Source organism: Gaoshiqia sp. US2 (genome assembly GCF_059705485.1).
The window spans coordinates 748,659-767,920 of record NZ_AP048550.1; the positions used below are offsets into that span (position 1 = coordinate 748,659).

Genomic DNA, 19,262 nt, shown 5'->3' on the forward strand with positions numbered 1-19,262 from the left:
ATACGCAAAAGAACAAAAAATAAGGGAAACGGCAGCTTCCAACCGGTGCGGACATTTGTTTTCGATTCTTTTATTATTCAAATTATCGGTTAACTTTGCCGCCCTTTAAAAATATTCCGAAATGGGTGAAACCCAAGACGGAACCATAATAACAAACAAGATGAGTATTGAAAAAGCCTTAAGGGCCCGCAGCGGATCGATATGTGAGCTTTGCGGTTCGGCCAACGGACTGACCGTTTACGCCTTGCCTCCTGTTACCGAAAATAACAGCGATAAATGTGTGATGCTTTGTACCGTCTGCCACACGCAAATCAGCAATCCGGAAACAATGGATGTCAATCATTGGCGTTGCCTTAACGACAGCATGTGGAGCACCGTGGCAGCAGTGCAGGTATTGGCCTGGCGTGTACTGAACCGGCTGAAAGGCGAAGGCTGGCCGCAAGACCTGCTGGATCTGCTTTACCTGGATGATGAGATGCTGGCCTGGGCAAAGGCTGATGGCGGCGACCAACCGGAAGCAGGAAAACACATGGATAGCAACGGGTCTGTTTTACAGGCCGGCGACACCGTGGTGCTGATTAAAGACCTGAACGTGAAAGGTGGCGGCTTTACGGCTAAACGCGGAACGGCAGTCCGTAACATCAGTCTGGTAGCCGATCATTCCGGGCAGATTGAAGGCAAAGTGAACGGGCAACAACTTGTGATCCTCACGCAATACGTCAAAAAGTCAAGTTAACCATTCATTCTTAAAATCGGTATCTTCGTGGCATGATAACACCAGACACACGCCTTAAGGCCGAATTTTTTCAGCGCGACACGGTGCGTGTTGCACACGAGTTGGTGGGTAAGATGCTGGCCCGTAAATTTGCCGACGGAGAGATCAGGCGATACCGGATTAACGAAACCGAAGCTTATTGCGGGCACGACGACCTGGCTTGCCATTCGAGCAAAGGGCGAACCCAACGCACCGAGGTCATGTTTCAGGCTGGTGGGCTGATCTATGTTTACCTGATTTACGGCATGTACTGGATGCTGAATTTCGTGACCGAAAAAGAGAATAACCCGTCGGCCGTACTGATCCGCGGACTGGAAGGCTTTAATGGTCCCGGGAAGCTGGGACGCGAATTGCAGTTGGACCGGTCGTTTTACGGCGAAAACACCGAAACATCCGATCGGCTTTGGCTGGAAGATGCCGGACCGGTCGCGGGCGTTCGCGTATCGCCGCGAATCGGCATCCACTATGCCGGCGAACCCTGGGTCAGCAAGGAATGGCGCTTCTTTATTTAGCGACATCTACGGCATTCAGCGCTCGCCCCAAACAGAACCATCCGGTTTCGTTGAAGCTGACAATTAAGATTAATTAACCAATTACTTCAAAACAGCGACTACTTTTAATCAAAGCTTTATTATTTTTGTTGATTGTCTAAAAAGAGCAAATGATGAAATTAAACAGAAAAAAGAAAATTGGGATCGTGGGAGTCGTGTTATTGGCAGCCGTGCTGGTATTTACCGGGTTTAACCGCGATGAGAAACTTTTTCAGATTGATAAGAACCTCGATATTTATTATACGCTTTTCAGAGAGCTGAATCTCTTTTATGTCGACGAAATTAATTCTACGGATTTGGTAAAAACCAGCATCGACAAAATGCTGGAATCGCTGGACCCCTATACCAACTATATTCCGGAGTCTGATATGGAAGATTTTCGTTTTATGACAACCGGCGAATATGCAGGCATTGGCGCCCTGATCAGTAAACACGGGGATCAGGTGATTATTGCTGAGCCTTACGAGGGGTTTCCGGCACAGAAATCCGGTTTACGTGCCGGCGATATCCTGTTGGAAGTGGCGGGGAAATCAACCGAAAAGATGTCAACCGAAGATGTGAGCAACTTATTGAAAGGACCGGCCAATCAGGTTGTTAAGGTAAAAGTTCAGCGTCCGGGTGAGAAAAAGACCTTCGACGTGAATATCGTGCGCGAAAAAATACAGATTGATGCGGTGCCCTATTATGGCATGTTGGATGAAAAAACCGGCTATATCCGTCTTTCAAATTTTACGGTGAATTGCGGCGATGAGGTCAAAAAGATTTATAAAGAGCTGAAACAACAACACGGAGCCCAATCCCTGATTCTGGATTTACGCTCAAACCCGGGAGGCTTGCTGATGGAAGCGGTAAAAATTGTCAATATTTTTGTTCCCAAAGGCGAAGAGGTGGTCAGCACAAAGGGTAAAGTGAAACAATGGGACAAAGTTTACAAGGCCACCGAAAACCCGGTTGATACGCTCATGCCCATCGCGGTATTGGTTAACCGGGGATCGGCGTCGGCCTCGGAGATTGTGGCCGGCGCATTGCAGGACCTCGATCGCGCGGTCATTATCGGAACGCGGACCTTTGGCAAAGGACTGGTGCAAACCACCCGGGAGTTGAGTTACAACGCCAAGTTGAAAGTAACAACGGCCAAATATTACATTCCCAGCGGGCGCTGTATCCAGGCTTTGGATTATTCGAACCGGAATGAAGACGGCAGCGTTGGCGTGGTCCCCGATTCGCTGATCTCTGAATTTTCGACCAAAAAAGGCAGGAAGGTATACGACGGAGGAGGCATTGTTCCCGACTTGCCAATTGATCTGGACCGCATGAGCGCCCTGAGCGCCTATTTGATACGCGATTTCATGTATTTCGATTTTGCCACACAATATGCCAATACCCACGAGTCCATCCCAAGCCCGGAGGATTTTGACATTACGGATGAGATTTTCAATGAATTCAAGACCTTCGTGAAAGGAAAGAATTTTACCTACGAGTCGGAAACCGAGCGTAAGTTAAAAGAGTTGCTTGAAACCGCCAAAGAGGAACGATACTACGAGGTGGCCGAAACGCAGTTTGAAGAACTGAGAACCCGGATTGGACACGAACTGGATAAAGATATGGACCAGTTTAAGGAAGAACTGAAAGAAATGCTGACAGATGAAATTGTGTCACGCTATTACTATCAGAAAGGGGCCATCCGTTCGTCGATTAAAACCGACCGGGGAATTGAAAAAGCCCGGGAAATTTTAGCTAAGCCGTCTTCGTTTTCATCCGTTTTTACACCTGGAAAGATTATTTCGCTGAATCATGATACAAAGAAACCCGACCTGGAAGGCCGGGTTTCTGATTTTATGATGTTTCAAAATTAACCTTTGATTGACAGACCAAAATATTGCGGGTAGATGATGGCCACGGTTGCCAGGGCAATAATAAATAAGATCAGAACAACGAAGAACAGAACAACGCCGGTTTTGAAGCGTTTTTGAGATACTTCCATGTTATGGAACGTCTGGATCTTGTTGATTTTTGTAACCAGCTTTTTTAAGGCCATCTGATCCTTCACAATGTAGTCGAAGGCACCGTACTTGATTGTATTGATGGCGACATCAATATTATCCTGGCCCGATAAAAAAATAAATTCTGCTTTGGGAGCCACTGTTTTTGTTTTTTTCAACACCTCAATCCCATTCATTCCCTCCAGCAAATAATCCTGAATAACTACCATTGGCTGACGAGGCATCGCTTTGACAGCTTCTTCGCCTGTCGAGAATACTTCAACATTTGTATATTTGTTTGTCTTTAAAAAACTGACAATCAGGCGACTGTATACATGATTGTCTTCGACAACAAATATTAAGGGATTCTTATTATTGTTCATAAGTGTGAAAATATGGGTTTTAACTATTCTAATTCGTCAGCGAAAATTTAGAAATGATTGTTAAAAGTAACGAAAAATCGAATAAAATATTTCTTTAACAAAGAAATTAATAAAAACTGTAACGAAAACTCATCATCTTTTCTTTAAAGATTGATTCATTCCTTCAATAGTTTTCTTTTATTTTGTTTCTATAAAAGAAAAGAATCATGCTGTTAGCTATTGATATCGGAAATACAAACATTGTTTTTGGAACGTACGAGAATGACCGGTGGCGAAATGTCTGGCGTATCCAGACCGATACGCAGAAGACGGCGGATGAGTACGAAGTCATTTTCCGTTCGTTGTTTACCAGCGGGGATGTATGCCTGACCGATATTTCCAAGGTGGTGTTAAGCAGTGTGGTTCCATCAATGAACCGTGAGTTTGAATGGATGATTACCAGTTTGTTAAACCTGAAACCCCTCCTGGTTTCCCCGGATATTTACGACCGTTTGCCTGTAAAAATTCTGAATCCTTACCAAATCGGCACCGATTTGGTTGCCAATGCGGTTGCGGCGTTTACCCGCTTCGAACTACCCTGTATGATTGTTGATTTTGGCACGGCCCTGACCTTTACAACGCTTTCGGCGGCCGGCGAAATACTTGGCGTGGCCATTGCTCCGGGCTTGCGTACCGCCATCAAGGCCCTGGCCGGAAATACGGCCCAGTTACCTCATGTCCAATTAACAAACCCGCCTTCGGTGTTAGGAAAAAACACGGTTCACGCCATTCAGTCGGGTGTGGTGATCGGGTACAGCGGCCTGGTTGACCGGATGATTGAAAAGACGGAAGAAGAGTTAAAGCAAAAACTCGTGGTTGTAGCTACCGGTGGCTTATCGGGCTTATTTGCGAGGCAAATGACTGTTATCAAAATTGTGGAGGAAAATTTGACGCTTGATGGCCTGCGGATTATTGGAGAAACAGTTCAAAACAATAAGCTCTGATACAAAGAGAACCTTGTCCCCGGCATTGATCTCATCAATTACAGTGATCGTTTTTCACCGTTTACCGGCTAGATACTTCCGTTTAACGAATTTGAGCTGATTTTGGTGAACCCGGGTCTTAACTTGCGTATTGAAATCACCCGGATGATGTCATCATTCAAAAAAACAGTAGTTATGAAACGATTGGTATCGCTGCTCATCTTTTTCGCAATTAGTTCTTCCTTTGGTTCCTGTATTTTCATAGGCCCGTCGGTGAAAGGCAACGGGCATGTCGTGAAAGAAACCCGTAATCTGACCGGTTTTAAAAGTATAAAAGCGTCAACCGGGCTGGACGTTTTTCTTATTCAGGACAGCATGGACCAGGTGGTGGTTGAGGCAGACGAAAATTTACTTCAGATAATTGATACACAACTGAAAGGCACAGTGCTTGAAATATACACGAATCAGCCGATCAGGTGGTCGAAGTCGAAAAAGGTCTATGTTCATTTCTCGTCGCTCGAAGGGGTGAAATCAAGTTCCGGTTCGGTGGTGCGCAGTCAGTCTGAGATCGTTGCCGGTCAGTTTGAGCTGAGCGCTTCCTCGGGTAGTCAGCAATACATCGGGCTTAACTGCGAGAAGCTTGTTGGACGAAGTTCCTCCGGCGCTCAGGTTCATCTTTCCGGAAAATCAAAAAAGAGCGATCTCAAAGCTTCATCCGGTTCGCACATGAAAGCTGAAGACCTGGTTTGCGAAGAATCTGTGGCCGATGTTTCCAGTGGCGCCCATATTTGGATCCGTGTTAACCGGGAGTTTAGCGGCGAAGCTTCCAGCGGCGGTCATATCTATTATTTCGGGGCCCCGGAACGGGTGACGGTCAATACTTCTTCGGGCGGAAACATTGTAAACAGATAACAGAAACAAAGCAGTCGTTTATACGACACAGAAATTTTACTTACAGAAAACAGAATTTTTAAGTTAACTGAATTGAAGGCATCCGCCGGGTCAGACATCTATTCAACAAACGCGTTTAATCTTCAGGAACTGAAGCTTGACGTCAGCAGCGGATCGGGTATTTGCTTGAAGGAGATCGATGCTCAGTCAGTTCATGTGCGGACCAGCAGCGGATCGGACGCTGAATTGTCAGGAAAAACAAAAGTCCTGATTGCCGAGTCATCCAGCGGGAGTGACATCAAGTGTGGCGACTTACTTGCCGAAAGTTGTGAGGTGAATTCATCCAGCGGGTCCGATGCGGTTGTTCATGCTACCGGAACCATTTCGGCTCGTGCTTCCAGCGGGGCAGATATTATCTATAAAGGAAAACCTGTCAGGAAAAGTATTGACGAATCCAGCGGCGGGCACGTCAAACAGTTTTGATAACAAGGTCAGATTTAAAGAAAAATGATTTTTATACTCCGACTGATTTTTTTTGCAGCTGTTTTTTTTACAACCGGCCTTTGCGCCCAACCGGTAAAGCAACATGTATTGGTCGTTCATGGTGGCGCCGGTGTGATGGATAAAGAAAAGATGGGCCCCGAAATTCAGCAGGCCTACCTGTCTGTTTTAAACCGGGCTCTTCAGGTGGGCGATTCGGTTTTGGCGGGAGGGGGCACTTGCCTGGATGCCGTCGAGAAAACAATTGTTGTTTTGGAGAATTCTCCGCTTTTTAATGCCGGCAAAGGAGCTGTTTTTACACATGAGGGTATCGTTGAACTGGATGCATCGGTGATGGACGGCGATTCGCTGAAGGCTGGCGCCGTGGCTGGTGTGCGGGATATCAAAAATCCGATTACCCTGGCCCGTGCTGTTATGGAACGATCAGAACACGTGATGCTTACCGGATCCGGCGCATCACAGTTTGCCAAAGACCAGGGGTTTGAGACCGTTGAAAACAGTTATTTCCACACCGAAAAACGCTGGCAATCGCTTCAGGAGATTCTGAAACAGGAGAGGGAAACCGGCATCAACGACAAACATGGCACTGTTGGTTGTGTTGCGCTTGATGTATACGGGAATCTGGCCGCCGGAACCTCAACCGGGGGAATGACCAACAAGCGGTACGGGCGGGTAGGCGATTCGCCGGTTATTGGCGCCGGAACTTATGCCAACAATGAAACCGGCGCGTTCTCGTGTACCGGACATGGCGAATACTACATCCGTCTTGGCTTTGCACGCGATATTTCGGCTTTGATGGAATATAAAAACCTCTCCGTAAAAGATGCTTGCCGGGAAGAAATTGCCAAGTTGACCCGATTGGGAGGAACCGGCGGGGTGATTGGTCTGGATCGATACGGAAATATGGCGATGGAATTTAATACCTCCGGGATGTTCCGCGGTTACCTCAAATCAACCGGAGAGAAAGAAATGGCAATTTTCAAATAACCTGCTAAAAATGGGAACAGTAGCCTATTGTTTGGAGCCGTTTTGACTTTTAACTGTCAATCAGTGCAAAAAGATAAAGTCCAATGAATATATTTGTTCATTGGACTTTATTATTAGGATCTGAGTCTGGTTACTCCACAATATGAACCCATCCGTATTGATCGGGTTCATCGCCGTTTTGGATGGCCCGAAGCTTATCGTAAAGTTTTGTCGACCACTTACCGGGTTCAGTCCCGTACAGGTATTCCTTATCCAGGTCGGCATCATAAATCCGTTTGATGGGCGAAATAACGGCTGCCGTCCCGCAGGCTCCGACTTCCTCAAAATCAGCTAATTCTTCCACCGGAACTTTTCTGCGTTCTACTTTCAATCCCAGGTCTTCAGCCAGTTGCATTAGGCTCATGTTGGTGATGGAGGGCAGAATGGAATCAGACATCGGGGTGATATAGGTATCATGTTTAATTGCGAAGAAATTGGCAGGGCCACATTCATCGATGTATTTTCTCTCTCGCGAATCCAGGTACAGAACTGCCGAGTAACCGCCTGCTTTGGCTTTTTTACCGGCCACCAGACTGGCAGCATAGTTTCCGCCGACCTTATATTTCCCTGTTCCCTGAGGGGCGGCGCGATCATACTGGCGCATAATAACCAGATCGGTTGGTTTAAATCCTTCAGGAAAATACGGACCTACCGGCATCACAAAAACCATAAAGAGGTATTCCGAAGCAGCTTTTACCCCAATCTCGGGGCTGGAACCAATCAGCAACGGACGAATGTACAAAGATGCTCCCGACCCGTAAGGCGGGACGAAATCCAGGTTCTTTTTTACCGCCAGCGTTACCGCTTCGGTAAATAACTCAACCGGTACGTGAGCCATCAAAATACCATCGCTTGAGCTTTGCATCCGGCGGGCATTGTCAGTCATACGGAAAATACGGACTTTGCCGTCTTTTCCCATAAATGCTTTCAGCCCTTCAAAGGCTTCCTGTCCGTAATGCAGGCAGGTGGCCGCCATGTGCAGGTTGATGTACTCAGAATCTGATACTTCCAGTGGGCTCCATTCGCCATTTTTATAGTAACTGCGTACGTTATATTCGGTTTTCCGGTAACCAAAACCGATATTTTTCCAATCCAGATTTTCCATAATAAAAATATGTTTTCTGCCAGTTTTTTAAGTGACTCAAATTAACGAAAAAAAGCCTGAGTATGAAAAGCTAAAGCCTGATTTCTGTTGAAAATTATTTTTCAGCAGGGCAATTCAATGCAAAGGTATGCGAGCTTCACAACTGCCGACAGTTTTTAAATAACACTCAACTCGCGGCCAACTTTAATAAACGCATTGACGGCTTTGTCAATTTGCGCTTCGGTATGGGCGGCCGATAACTGCACACGGATACGGGCCTTCCCTTTGGGCACAACCGGGTAAACAAAGCCAATAACGTAAATGCCTTCCCTGAGCAGTTTGTCGGCGAATTTCACGGCCAGGGGAGCGTCGTAAAGCATTACTGGCACAATAGCTGTTTCCCCTTTCACCAGGTCGAAGCCGGCTGTTTCCATTTTACTTCTGAAATAATTGGCATTCTTCATGGTACGGTTTTGCAGTTCCGACGACGATGACAGCATTTCCAGTACTTTCAGGGTGGCTCCAACGGTTGCCGGCGCCAGTGTGTTGGAGAACAGATAGGGACGCGAACGCTGGCGGAGCATCTCTATAATTTCTTTCCGGCCCGAGGTGCATCCGCCGTTTCCGCCGCCCAGGGCTTTGCCAAAGGTAGTGGTGATGATATCGATTTTCCCCAATAGGCCAAAGTGTTCGGCAGTGCCCCGGCCCGTAGGGCCAATATAGCCGGAGGCATGCGAATCGTCGACCATGACCAGGGCATCGTATTTTTCGCAGAGTTCAACAATTTCCGGCAGCCTGGCCAGATCGCCGTCCATCGAAAAAACGCCGTCGGTAACAACAAGCCGGTATTTGGCCGATTGGGCCTCTTGCAGGCATTGTTCCAGTTCGCGCATGTCGGAATGTTTGTACCGGAAGCGCTGAGCCTTGCAAAGGCGGACCCCGTCGATGATGGAGGCATGGTTCAGTTCATCGGAAATCAGGGCCGAATCTTCGCCCAGCAAGGGTTCGAATACGCCGCCGTTGGCATCAAAACAGGCGCAGTATAAAATGGTGTCTTCAGTTCCTAAAAATTCGGAAGTCTTTTTTTCCAGTTCTTTGTGAATAGCCTGAGTTCCGCAGATAAAACGGACCGACGACAAGCCGAATCCCCATTCATTCATAATGGTCTGTGCTGCTTTTACCACCTCCGGATGATTGGCCAGTCCGAGGTAATTGTTGGCACAAAAATTCAGTACCTCGTCACCTGAGCCAACTTTTATGGTCGAACTTTGGGATGAAGTAATGATGCGTTCGTTTTTATAAAGCCCCTGTGTTTTCAGCTCTTCCAGAGTGTTTAACAGATCTTGTTTGATTTTTCCGTACATGATGCCATGAATTTTAAGTTCTTCTTACACAAAATAAGCTATTCCTTAACGGATAAAAAGTGATAAATAGCAGAATCAGAAAAAGCTTGCTGAGGATAAATCCTCGCTGTTCCGGATTTTTGGGAAAGCTATTTTTTTTCTTTTTGATACAGGTTGAACTGGGTAATAATGGCTGCGCGCACATCATATTCCCGGGAGTGAGGCGTTAAAACCGATTTTGCGTTGAAATAAATCATAAAACTGTCGGCTTCCATCTCGTTCAGGCCGGTGAGTGTCATCACCATCTTCTTATTGTAAAATTGGGACAGGTATTCCCATTGCTGGTCGGTAATGATGGCGGCGCGGGCTTCCCGCTTTTGTTTTTCGCGTTTGCTGAGGTGATATTGCAGGAACGAAGCGGGAGAAAATACGGCGGCATACCAGGGTGGTTTCGTATTGTAGGCATCTCCCCGAAGCTCGGGATCAATATTAACCGGCTTTCCGGTTGATATCCCATCCATATTGACCTTATTGGCTTCGCCTGTTACTTTCACCTCGCCAATGGCATACCGGATGGGCCGCAAACCAATAACCAGCAAACTGTCTTCTTTATGAAAGTGCGGAATGTGGATATATTCGGTGACAAAACCCACGGCCGAGATGGCCAGGCTGTCAACATTCAGTACTTCCATCGAGAAATGCCCCATCACATTGGTTGTGGTGCCGCCATGGGTACGCATGTTCACCACGTGGGCATAGGGAACAGGTGAGCCGTCGTCCTTGCTGATCAGTTTCCCTTTAAGATGAAGCAAAACCGGGTCAATCAGGTCATCATGCCGGTTCTGGGCCAAGCCGGTCAGTCCGGTTAAAAGGATGGTGAATATGTAAATCAGTTGTTTCATTCGCACCAAAAATAGCTAATTCGCATTGATATTTTCGTTGCAGGAATCAACGCATCAGTCCTTTTAACAATGTTTAATAAATAAAACAGCCTTTTGTGCTCCTTGTATTTTGTTTGAGCTCCGTTTGGCGGCAATGATGCCAAGGGAGGCTAATCTCCGGAGGTGCAATATTTCACCATCGCATCAACATGGATGCGCGACGTGTTTAAGAAAGGAATGCCCAGGTAACGCCCGTCCTTAAACAGGAGCGGGAATTCGGTGCAGCCGAGAATAATGGAGTCAATTCCGTGCCGGTCAATCATGTTGCCGACGATCTTCAGCAATTCGTTTTTTGTTTCTTCTTTGAAAATACCCAACTCCAGTTCGGTAAAAAGTTTCCGGTTGATCTCTTCAATTTCTTCGCGACCGGGACTAAACACATCGATCCCGGCTTCTTTAAAACTGGCGCTATAGAAACTGGCGTTCATGGTAAATTTTGTACCCAATAAACCGCACCGCTTAAGCCCCTGTTTCCGGGCCTCGTTTTTACATGCCTCCACAATGCTGATTAAGGGCAGGTTGACCAGCTCCCGGATTTCATTAAACAGCAAATGAGGTGTATTGGCGCTAATGGCCGCGAATTCGGCGCCGGCATTTTCCAGCTGATTAATACAGTTCGCGAGGTATTCAGCGGCTTTCTGATAGTCGCGTTTCTCCAAAAAGCCAATAAACACCGACATATTTACGCTGTAAATCACCATTTCGGGATAACTTAAAATTCCCCCGGCATTTCTGCTATTAAATACCGAGATGATTTCTTTATAATAATCAACGGTTGCTTCGGGCCCCAGGCCGCCAAGGATACCAATTTTTTTCATTTTTACAGGGATTGATTAAACACGATCAAAGATCGGACTTTCTGTTTTACAGAACGAACGATCTTTGATTTTTATTGAATATGCCGGGTGCTCCCGGAATCAGGGAAATTATTTTTTCTCGAGGCTCCAGCCGCCTTTCAGTCCAAAAACAAACCACACCAGGGCCACGGTACCCAGTCCAAACATGGTGTCGCCAATGACGCGTAACCATTTGAATACCGAGATATAATCCTGTTGCAGGAATTCGGCCGATCGCGCATACCACAACCCTTCCTGCACGCTGGCTACGGTTTGGGCAAGGCCCACTGGCAATACACTAATCAGTACCATTGCCAACAACCCGATGTTAATCATCCAGAATGCGAATTTGATCCAGGTTTCTTTCCAGATGGCGGTGGTGTCCATGTCGCGCAGTACAAAAAGCATCAACCCGATGCCCAGCATTCCGTACACGCCAAAGAGAGCGGTATGTCCGTGTACCGGGGTCGTGTTTAAACCTTGCATGTAATAGAGGGCGATGGGAGGATTAATCAGGAACCCGAAAATGCCGGCGCCTACCAGGTTCCAGAATGCGACCGCGATAAAGCTGTAAATCGGCCATTTATAGGCTTTGATCCATTTGGAGCTGCGCGATATTTTGAGGTTATCATAGGCTTCGTAGCCCATCAGAACCAGGGGCACCACCTCTAACGCGCTGAAGGTGGCCCCGATGGCCATAACAGCTGTGGGCGTACCGGTAAAATACAGATGGTGAAAGGTTCCCAGGATACCGCCCGATAAAAAGATGATGGTGGTAAACAGCACGGCAATGGTAGCGGTGCTTACCTGTACCAGCTGCATTCTTACAAAGAGGAATGCCATCACCACCACGGCAAATACTTCGAAGAAGCCTTCAACCCAAAGATGAACCACCCACCAGCGCCAGTATTCGGCAATGGCCAGGTTGGTTTGACGGCCCCACATCAGACCGGCGGCATAGAATACCGCGATTGCAATGCAGGCAATCAGGAACAGGATGAGCAAGTGGCGGCTGTCTGACCGTTTTACCAGGGCTGGCCAAATAGCGCGTCCCATTAAGAAGAGCCAGATGAAAAGTCCTGTCAGCAGGAAAATCTGCCAGAAGCGGCCCAGATCAACATACTCGTACCCCTGGTGTCCGAACCAGAAGTTATTGATGAGGCCTAATTTCTGCATCACACCCATCCACTGTCCGGCTAACGAGCCAACCACAATTACCAGCAATGCTCCGAAAAGCACGTTTACTCCCAGCCGCTGGAATTTCGGTTCGTGGCCCGATATGGCCGGGGCATAGTACAGGCCGGTGGCCAACCAGGAAGTGGCAATCCAGAAAATAGCCAGTTGAACGTGCCAGGTGCGCGAAATGGAGTAGGGTAGCCAGTCTGCCAGCGGAATCCCGTAGAAAGCCTGTCCTTCCACCCCATAATGGGCGGTAATCACCCCCATCACAACCTGGACCAGGATCAGCAGGGTAACAATCCAGAAATACTTGAGGGTTGCCCGTTGCGAAGGCGTTTGTTTCGAACTGTCGACCGGAGAAGTTGTCAAGGGTGCCAATTCTTCTTCCTTACGCATCGACGCGTAATACCAAACCATGAGCCCGATACCGGCTAATAGAAGAATAACGCTGAAGCCGGTCCAGAGCAGCATGGCCCCGGTCGGCTTGTTGCCGATCAGTTCATCGGCCGGCCAGTTGTTCGTGTAAGTAATGTCCTGCCCGGGACGCTCGGTGATGCAGGCCCACGATGCCCAGAAGAAAAAAGCGTTCAGCAAGCGTACCCGCTCCGGATCTTTAAGCGAATTTTCAGGAACACTGTATGCATCGCGCAGGTGCGCCAGCTCCGGATCGTTGGTAAACAGCCCGCCATAGTGCAGACTGTTGTTCGCAATGGCTTTTGCCCTTAGCGGCGAAACCTCAATCACATCTTTCCGGGAATCGTAAGTGTTGGTGCGCATGTCCCGTTGTAAGGTCACGCGAAGCGATGCTTTCTGTTCTTCCGAAAGCTGATCGTACAAGGCTCCGTAGTTTTCGGTGGCCAGGTGGTCAAGCATAAAAACGGCTTCCCGGTGAAGCCAATCTGCTGTCCAGTCGGGAGCCTGGTAAGCTCCGTGGCCCCAGATGGTGCCTAACTGGTGTCCGCCTAACGATTGCCAGACATTCTGGCCGTCTTTGATATCCTGACCGGTAAAGAGTACCGTACCGTCAGTGGTAACCACCTTGTCGGGAACCGGCGGCGCCTGCCGGTATATTTCCCGTCCGTAATAGAGCAGTACGGCGAACGAAATCACCATCACAGCAATAAATCCAAACCAAAGTTTTTTTGTCGACATAGATTTATGTATTTAATTAATGATTAGTTGTTTCTTGCCTTATTTCTGATTGTTTAAATGGCGGGCAGATAAACCGATGCCAGCTGATTAATGCGGACAATCGAATTTTCGTAATTGTATCCGGCTTGAACCCGGTTTTCCACTTCGGCAAATTTTTCCAGCAAAAGCTGTTGTTCTTCCGGGCTGAAAGCCTGGTCGGCCATCCGGAACAGGATGTTGTTTTCTTTTGAAATGTGATGCTGAAGCAGCGAGGCATAAGCCTGCATGTTGGAATAGATGTCACTCAAAGCGCTTTTATCGCCTCCGCGCAGACGGGCGATCGCTTCAACCATGCCGCTTACATAATTTCTGCCCTGAACATGTTCGTGCAACATCACCGCTACCGGGCCCTGGCCGGGCGAAAACCCTTTCTCGCCCATCAGCGGGAACAGCAGGTCTTCTTCTTTTGCATGATGAAAACCATCGGCAAAATTCCGGATCAGGCCAACAACCTGATCAAAATGATCGGTATTTACGCTTCCTTTTTGAATCATCGCCTCCATCACCGAAGTTAAGCGGAGAATATGCTCGTGATCGTTTTCCAGGTTTTTTGTTGCTGTTTGCATAACAGACTATTTTGCCAGGTTTAACGCTTTGGGAAACAAGATGTTGTTTTCGAGATGAACATGGATGTGCAGATCGTCTTCGAAGGCTTCCAGCTGTTTAAGCGCTACCCGGTAGGTATTGCAGGCATCGTCGGGTATTTTGTAGCCGGCGGTGATTTCGTTGATTCTATCCATGGCCCCTCCTGCAAACTCGTGTTCGCCGGTCATCCGGCTGATCTCTGAAATAATACTTGCTTTGGCTTCGGCCGAACCGTTTGCCAATACGTTTTTTATCGCCGGGAACAGCACTTCTTCTTCGTGTTGCAGGTGCTGGGTGAGTTCTTTGTTTATTTGATAAAACAAATCTTCCACCACCCGCAGTTCAGGATGGTTTTCGCCATGTACCGCCGAAATTTTCTGTGTATAAAATAACAAATCGGGTAGGTTCTTCCGGACAAACTGGTGGTGCGTGTTCACAATGTAGTCGGACAGAAAGCCCAAATCCCAGCTTTTGAAATCAAATGCCGGGGCCGTCGTCGTGCCTGTTAACTCGGTTAGTTGACTGATCAGATCACGCGGATCCAGTTGCTTTTCTTCGCAGGCTTCTGTGATACTTTTATTTCCTCCGCAGCAAAAATCAATTCCTGCTTGCTTAAATATGGTGGCTGCTCTGAAGTCGTCAGCAACAATTTGTCCAATACTTCTTTGTTCTGTAAAACCGGTGTTCATTTTGTGTAGGATTTAAATTCGGGATAAAACTATAAAATTATTACTAAAGGACAAAAAGGTCTTTTAGTAATTTGAATATTTTTTTAATTTTGTCCTAAATTCGTGGAATAAAAAATCAACCGGGTTGTATGACTGGTAATGGGTACAACCTCTAATCTTTAAAAGAAGGTGTTTAATAAAGAAACGGAATATGCTTTACGGAGCCTGGTTTACATTCAACAGCAGAATGACCGGGACAGGCGGCCTGGCATTGCAGAAATTGCCAAGGAGATTGAAGCGCCCGCCCCGTTTACGGCCAAGGTGTTGCAACGGCTTGTTCGCCTCGGATTTATTGAGTCGATGAAGGGTAAAGGGGGTGGTTTTCACTTCGACCATGAAAAACCGGAGTTGCCGTTGAGAGAATTGATTTTAGCAACCGAAGGCGGCAGTATATTTAACGGATGCGGCTTTGGATTGAAGTATTGCGATTCGGAAAACCCGTGTCCCCTGCACGAACAATATGCGCCGATCCGGAATGCCATCAACAAACTGGTGAGTGAAGAATCGATCCAGTCGCTGGCGCGGAAAGCAGCCTCCGGTATAAAAAATGCACTGATTGAACTTGAATAGAATAACAGGATTATTTTCAAGCCATTCCCTGACAAAAAAATCAACACCAATGGGGATGTTGTCTGAAAGATGGCGTAACTTACTTTAGAAACAAACTAAAATCAGGACAAATGAGCGAATTAATTAATAATTCAGAGAAGCGGAAAGAACTGTTAAAACACATGATTTTACAGCTTCACAGCGGCGAAGCCCCCGATCTGGTGCGTAACCGGCTGACCGAATTGCTCCGGTCGATCCCTTACGACGAGGTGGTGGAAGTAGAGCAGGAACTGATTGCCGAAGGCTTACCGGTGGAGGAAGTCCTTCGCTTATGCGATATCCATTCGATGGTCCTCGAAGGGCATATCGACCAGAGCGGCGCCAAACCGATACCCCCCGGACATCCTGTCGATACCTTTATCAAAGAAAACCGTGAACTGGAGAAAGTGGTTGATGCCATTGAGCAGCTTCTGGCCCGGATACCCGGTTTAAAAGAAGAGGAGATTAAAGATGTCTTTCTTAAACTTCATGCCCGCTTTAACGAGCTGATGGATGTTGACAAACATTACAAACGCAAAGAATACCTGCTTTTTCCGTTTCTCGAAAAATATGAAATTACCGGCCCTCCCAAAGTGATGTGGGGAAAGCACGATGAAATACGCGAACAGCTAAAAGCCGCCATCGAAGTGGTTTCGGCCCCCGGCGAGATAAGCCTTGACGAAGCAAAAACGGTTGCCGAAATGATCATTGCGCCTGCGGCAAGGGCAATCCCCGATATGATCCTGAAAGAAGAGGAAATTCTGTTCCCCATGTCGATGGATGAACTGACGGACGACGACTGGTATGCGGTGTACCAGCAAACCATGGAGTTTGGTTATTGCCTGTACGACCCGCAGGATGAATGGAAGCCCGAGGGAATCGCGGTGAGCGAAGCGGTGTACAACACCAAAAACCTGATCCAGCTGACGACCGGTAGTTTCTCGATCGACGAAATGGAAGCTCTTTTTAAAACCCTTCCCATCGACATTACTTTTGTAGATAAAGATGATAAAGTGAAGTTCTTCAGCCTGGGACCCGACCGGATTTTCAGCCGGAACCGCGCGATCCTTGGCCGCGATGTACGTATGTGCCATCCGCCTTCAAGCGTTCACATTGTCGACCAAATTCTGGATGATTTCAGAAGCGGTAAAGAAAACAGCGCTGCCTTCTGGATTAATATGCAGGGCCGGTTTATCCATATCGAATATTTTGCGATGAGGGACAAACAGGGAGAATACCTGGGTACTGTTGAATTTACGCAGGATTTGACCCATGTCCGGTCGCTCGAAGGGGAACAACGACTTTTATCCTATGGTAAAAAGTAAGGATTATGAACACGAAGAATAAACTCATCATCAGTCCGAAAACCAAAGTGGGAGAGCTGTTGGATGCTTTTCCCTTTTTGGAGGATGTACTCCTCGAACTATCCCCGGCTTTTGCAAAACTTAAAAACCCCATCCTGCGCAAAACAGTGGCCCGTGTGGCATCATTGCAACAGGCAGCCGTTATTGGCGGGTTAAAGGTGGACGAACTGGTAAACCGCCTGCGGGAAGAAGCCGGGCAGGAAGCGCTTACCGGGGAGGTTGAAGAAAGCGTGTATCTGACCAATACCCCGCCAGCCTGGTTCAGCGCCGAAAAAATCACCCGGGCCTTTGATGCTTCGCCTGCGATTAACTCAGGGGGCAGCCCGATGGCTGAAATCCTGGGCATGGCAAACCAATTGCAGCCGGGAGAAATTCTGGAGCTAAAAACGCCCTTTGTGCCTGCTCCGATTATTGATATGCTCCGCGAAAAAGGCTTTGCAACGTTCTCGGTGCAAAAAACGGATGAGGTAACGAGCTACTTTACGAAAGCCTGATCACCGACTTCGCGTCAGCTCATGTGCTACCGCGAAGGGAATGCCCCAATCCGGTTTATTTTCCCATAATCATTCCTTTTAGCGACCAGAGGATCGCAAGCACCTCTTTTTTTGTTTCTTCATCAATCCGGTGTTTGTCCAATACAAGCATTATATCATCCATCACGTGCATGTATTCTGCCGCGCTAATGTTCATACCGGCATGCGTTGTTGGCATATCCCTTCCGGTGTAAATAGCCGGACCGCCGCTTCCGGCGCTGAAAAAATCAACGGTATGCTGCTTGATCACTGCCAAACGTTCCGGTTGGTCTCTGTACGGAAGAAAACGGGGGCTCACCGCCGGGTTGTTCATGTGTGTTTCAACCACATCGTCCACAATCAGGGCAATCCCTTTTGTGCCTCCAAGCCGTTCAAAAAGAATGGCCTCATTCGTACTCTTTTTTGTTGTTACTTCTGTCATACTTCGGATATTAATTGCATTTATAGATCGAAAACAATTTCATCTTTGCCCTGGGCGGAGAAACATGATTTTTGGTTTAATGGGAAAGACTTCCTGAGAATAAATGAATTTCATCACATTCGTTGGTCACCTTCAAACAAAATTACGGCTTGCTGATTTTATACAACAGCACATTTGGTTCTTTTGCAGGTAATTTTGGTTCAACACATAAAAAACAAACAGGCAAAACTACACGAGCATAGTGCCGAGATAGCCGGATGGCATCAGCCCGTATTTTTTTCGGAAACATTTTGAGAAATAAGATGGACTGTTAAACCCGGCTTCAAAAGCGATTTCCGAAATATTGCCTTTTTGTTTATTGAATAATTCCAATGCCATGCTTAACCGGTACGACATTAAAAAATTATTGGGCGATTTGCCGGTCAGGTGCATCATCTCACGGTACAAAGTTGATTTGCTGTATCCCAAATGTTTTTGAAAGTCTTCTACTTTCAAAAACGTATTTTGCCATTCCTTTTCGGTAAAATCCATTAACCGTGTCAGGAACTTCTCGTCGGCAGGCGTTAACGCGAGAATCTGTTCAGCGGTAATAGATTGATTCAAATTTTCGTTTTCAAATAAATCCTTCACTTCGGCCGACATGACGATTTCGGCGCGAGTGACCCGGAACATGCGTTCCGCGAGCTTAATGGTATCTTCAAAAATTGTTTTTTTCCCGGTGACCGGTACACCCGCGTTCAGGCTTATTTTAAGGTCGGCAAAGCCTTTTCCTGCTTTCATCCTGAACCCGGAAAATTCGGATTGTAATTTCAACGCGCACTGAATGGCTTTGGATACTGATTTAAAAGAAATCAGTAGATAACCCTCGTTTTGCTGAACGATACGGCCATCGAAGGTGGCGATAAGTTCAGCAGCCGATTGGTGGTACGCCCGGATCAGGGCAGAATAGGATTCGTGATTCTGTAACGAAGGTTTTTTCAACCCCATGATCATGATGATCCGGAATGCCGGATCATTAATGATATTTAGACGGGTGTTTTGTGCTTTTTCGGGATCTTCGATCCGTCCGAGAAACGATTCAACAACGCTCGCATCCACTTCAATGATCTGGTGAGGCACTTCGCCGTGTGCCTGGTTGTGCATATCCCTGATCAACTGTTCATTGGGAGCCTCGATCAGGCAGAACGCGGTTTTTCTGTTTTCATCAAACCAGTAAGTTAGCCCCCTGCATTTGAACTGATCCTGGATTTTTAAATCTTGCTGATGCAGTTCAGCCACGATCTCAGCCGTAACAGCTTCCGAAACGTCATGACGATCCATGTAAATTGGCATACTCTTTTGGTTTAGTTTCCGAAACCGTTGGTGTTTTGGTATTTTTCCTGTTCTGGTGTGGCTGCC

Annotated in this window: 20 protein-coding genes; 10 read left to right on the forward strand and 10 right to left on the reverse strand. The window is 47.2% G+C overall.

Annotated features, from left to right (window positions below):
* Positions 1-121 precede the first annotated feature (121 nt).
* The 3 genes from AC6H3C_RS02945 to AC6H3C_RS02955 all read left to right on the forward strand — a co-directional run bounded on the left by AC6H3C_RS02945 (position 122) and on the right by AC6H3C_RS02955 (position 3,182).
* Positions 122-736 carry a PhnA domain-containing protein gene (locus tag AC6H3C_RS02945; protein WP_497519137.1) on the forward strand — a complete coding sequence of 205 codons (615 nt, stop codon included), beginning with the start codon at positions 122-124 and terminating at the stop codon, positions 734-736.
* Between the two features lie 32 nt (positions 737-768).
* Positions 769-1,287 carry a DNA-3-methyladenine glycosylase gene (locus AC6H3C_RS02950; protein WP_497519138.1) on the forward strand — a complete coding sequence of 173 codons (519 nt, stop codon included), beginning with the start codon at positions 769-771 and terminating at the stop codon, positions 1,285-1,287.
* A gap of 149 nt (positions 1,288-1,436) precedes the next feature.
* Positions 1,437-3,182, forward strand: a complete 1,746-nt coding sequence (locus AC6H3C_RS02955) for a S41 family peptidase (protein WP_497519139.1) — start codon at positions 1,437-1,439, stop codon at positions 3,180-3,182.
* On the opposite strand, the gene AC6H3C_RS02960 is transcribed toward AC6H3C_RS02955, so the two are convergent.
* Positions 3,179-3,691: a response regulator gene (locus AC6H3C_RS02960; protein ID WP_497519140.1), complete on the reverse strand. Its 513-nt coding sequence runs from the start codon at positions 3,689-3,691 to the stop codon at positions 3,179-3,181. The genes AC6H3C_RS02955 and AC6H3C_RS02960 overlap by 4 nt on opposite strands.
* A gap of 206 nt (positions 3,692-3,897) precedes the next feature.
* On the opposite strand from AC6H3C_RS02960, the gene AC6H3C_RS02965 reads away from it, so the two are divergent.
* From AC6H3C_RS02965 to AC6H3C_RS02980, 4 genes are all read left to right on the forward strand, one after another.
* Positions 3,898-4,674: a type III pantothenate kinase gene (locus AC6H3C_RS02965; protein ID WP_497519142.1), complete on the forward strand. Its 777-nt coding sequence runs from the start codon at positions 3,898-3,900 to the stop codon at positions 4,672-4,674.
* A 174-nt stretch (positions 4,675-4,848) separates the two neighbouring features.
* Positions 4,849-5,565, forward strand: a complete 717-nt coding sequence (locus AC6H3C_RS02970; protein ID WP_497519143.1) for a head GIN domain-containing protein — start codon at positions 4,849-4,851, stop codon at positions 5,563-5,565.
* A 72-nt stretch (positions 5,566-5,637) separates the two neighbouring features.
* Positions 5,638-6,027: a GIN domain-containing protein gene (locus AC6H3C_RS02975; protein ID WP_497519145.1), complete on the forward strand. Its 390-nt coding sequence runs from the start codon at positions 5,638-5,640 to the stop codon at positions 6,025-6,027.
* Between the two features lie 24 nt (positions 6,028-6,051).
* Positions 6,052-7,032, forward strand: coding sequence for an isoaspartyl peptidase/L-asparaginase family protein (locus AC6H3C_RS02980; RefSeq protein WP_497519147.1), 981 nt, complete (start codon positions 6,052-6,054; stop codon positions 7,030-7,032).
* A gap of 130 nt (positions 7,033-7,162) precedes the next feature.
* Here the strand turns inward: AC6H3C_RS02980 and AC6H3C_RS02985 are convergent, their stop codons facing one another.
* From AC6H3C_RS02985 to ric, 7 genes are all read right to left on the reverse strand, one after another.
* Entirely contained in the window at positions 7,163-8,176 is a 1,014-nt protein-coding gene (locus tag AC6H3C_RS02985) for a branched-chain amino acid aminotransferase (RefSeq protein WP_497519148.1), read from the reverse strand.
* Positions 8,177-8,331: 155 nt separating this feature from the next.
* Positions 8,332-9,519 carry a glycine C-acetyltransferase gene (kbl, locus tag AC6H3C_RS02990; RefSeq protein ID WP_497519149.1) on the reverse strand — a complete coding sequence of 396 codons (1,188 nt, stop codon included), beginning with the start codon at positions 9,517-9,519 and terminating at the stop codon, positions 8,332-8,334.
* 128 nt (positions 9,520-9,647) lie between these two features.
* Positions 9,648-10,400 (reverse strand): carboxypeptidase-like regulatory domain-containing protein, encoded by a 753-nt coding sequence (locus tag AC6H3C_RS02995; RefSeq protein WP_497519151.1) that lies wholly within the window; start codon positions 10,398-10,400, stop codon positions 9,648-9,650.
* A gap of 149 nt (positions 10,401-10,549) precedes the next feature.
* Entirely contained in the window at positions 10,550-11,257 is a 708-nt protein-coding gene (locus AC6H3C_RS03000; RefSeq protein WP_497519152.1) for an aspartate/glutamate racemase family protein, read from the reverse strand.
* 108 nt (positions 11,258-11,365) lie between these two features.
* Positions 11,366-13,606, reverse strand: coding sequence for a nitric-oxide reductase large subunit (locus AC6H3C_RS03005; RefSeq protein ID WP_497519154.1), 2,241 nt, complete (start codon positions 13,604-13,606; stop codon positions 11,366-11,368).
* 53 nt (positions 13,607-13,659) lie between these two features.
* A complete protein-coding gene (locus tag AC6H3C_RS03010; RefSeq protein WP_497519155.1) occupies positions 13,660-14,211 on the reverse strand; it encodes a hemerythrin domain-containing protein in 552 nt (183 codons plus the stop codon).
* Positions 14,212-14,217: 6 nt separating this feature from the next.
* The gene (gene ric, locus AC6H3C_RS03015) at positions 14,218-14,919 is read right to left on the reverse strand and encodes an iron-sulfur cluster repair di-iron protein (RefSeq protein WP_497519156.1); all 702 of its coding nucleotides are present in this window, start codon (positions 14,917-14,919) and stop codon (positions 14,218-14,220) included.
* A 168-nt stretch (positions 14,920-15,087) separates the two neighbouring features.
* On the opposite strand from ric, the gene AC6H3C_RS03020 reads away from it, so the two are divergent.
* The 3 genes from AC6H3C_RS03020 (at position 15,088) to AC6H3C_RS03030 (ending at position 17,404) form a co-directional block, all read left to right on the forward strand.
* Positions 15,088-15,528 (forward strand): RrF2 family transcriptional regulator, encoded by a 441-nt coding sequence (locus AC6H3C_RS03020; protein WP_497519157.1) that lies wholly within the window; start codon positions 15,088-15,090, stop codon positions 15,526-15,528.
* A 110-nt stretch (positions 15,529-15,638) separates the two neighbouring features.
* Positions 15,639-16,871, forward strand: coding sequence for a DUF438 domain-containing protein (locus tag AC6H3C_RS03025; protein WP_497519158.1), 1,233 nt, complete (start codon positions 15,639-15,641; stop codon positions 16,869-16,871).
* A 5-nt stretch (positions 16,872-16,876) separates the two neighbouring features.
* Positions 16,877-17,404 carry a DUF1858 domain-containing protein gene (locus AC6H3C_RS03030; RefSeq protein WP_497519160.1) on the forward strand — a complete coding sequence of 176 codons (528 nt, stop codon included), beginning with the start codon at positions 16,877-16,879 and terminating at the stop codon, positions 17,402-17,404.
* A 55-nt stretch (positions 17,405-17,459) separates the two neighbouring features.
* Here AC6H3C_RS03030 and AC6H3C_RS03035 read toward each other — a convergent pair whose 3' ends face one another.
* Together AC6H3C_RS03035 and AC6H3C_RS03040 are read right to left on the reverse strand one after the other, a co-directional pair.
* Complete coding sequence (locus AC6H3C_RS03035) at positions 17,460-17,864, reverse strand: group I truncated hemoglobin (protein ID WP_497519161.1); 405 nt, start codon at positions 17,862-17,864, stop codon at positions 17,460-17,462.
* 228 nt (positions 17,865-18,092) lie between these two features.
* Positions 18,093-19,196 (reverse strand): nickel-binding protein, encoded by a 1,104-nt coding sequence (locus tag AC6H3C_RS03040; RefSeq protein ID WP_497519162.1) that lies wholly within the window; start codon positions 19,194-19,196, stop codon positions 18,093-18,095.
* Positions 19,197-19,262 lie beyond the last annotated feature (66 nt).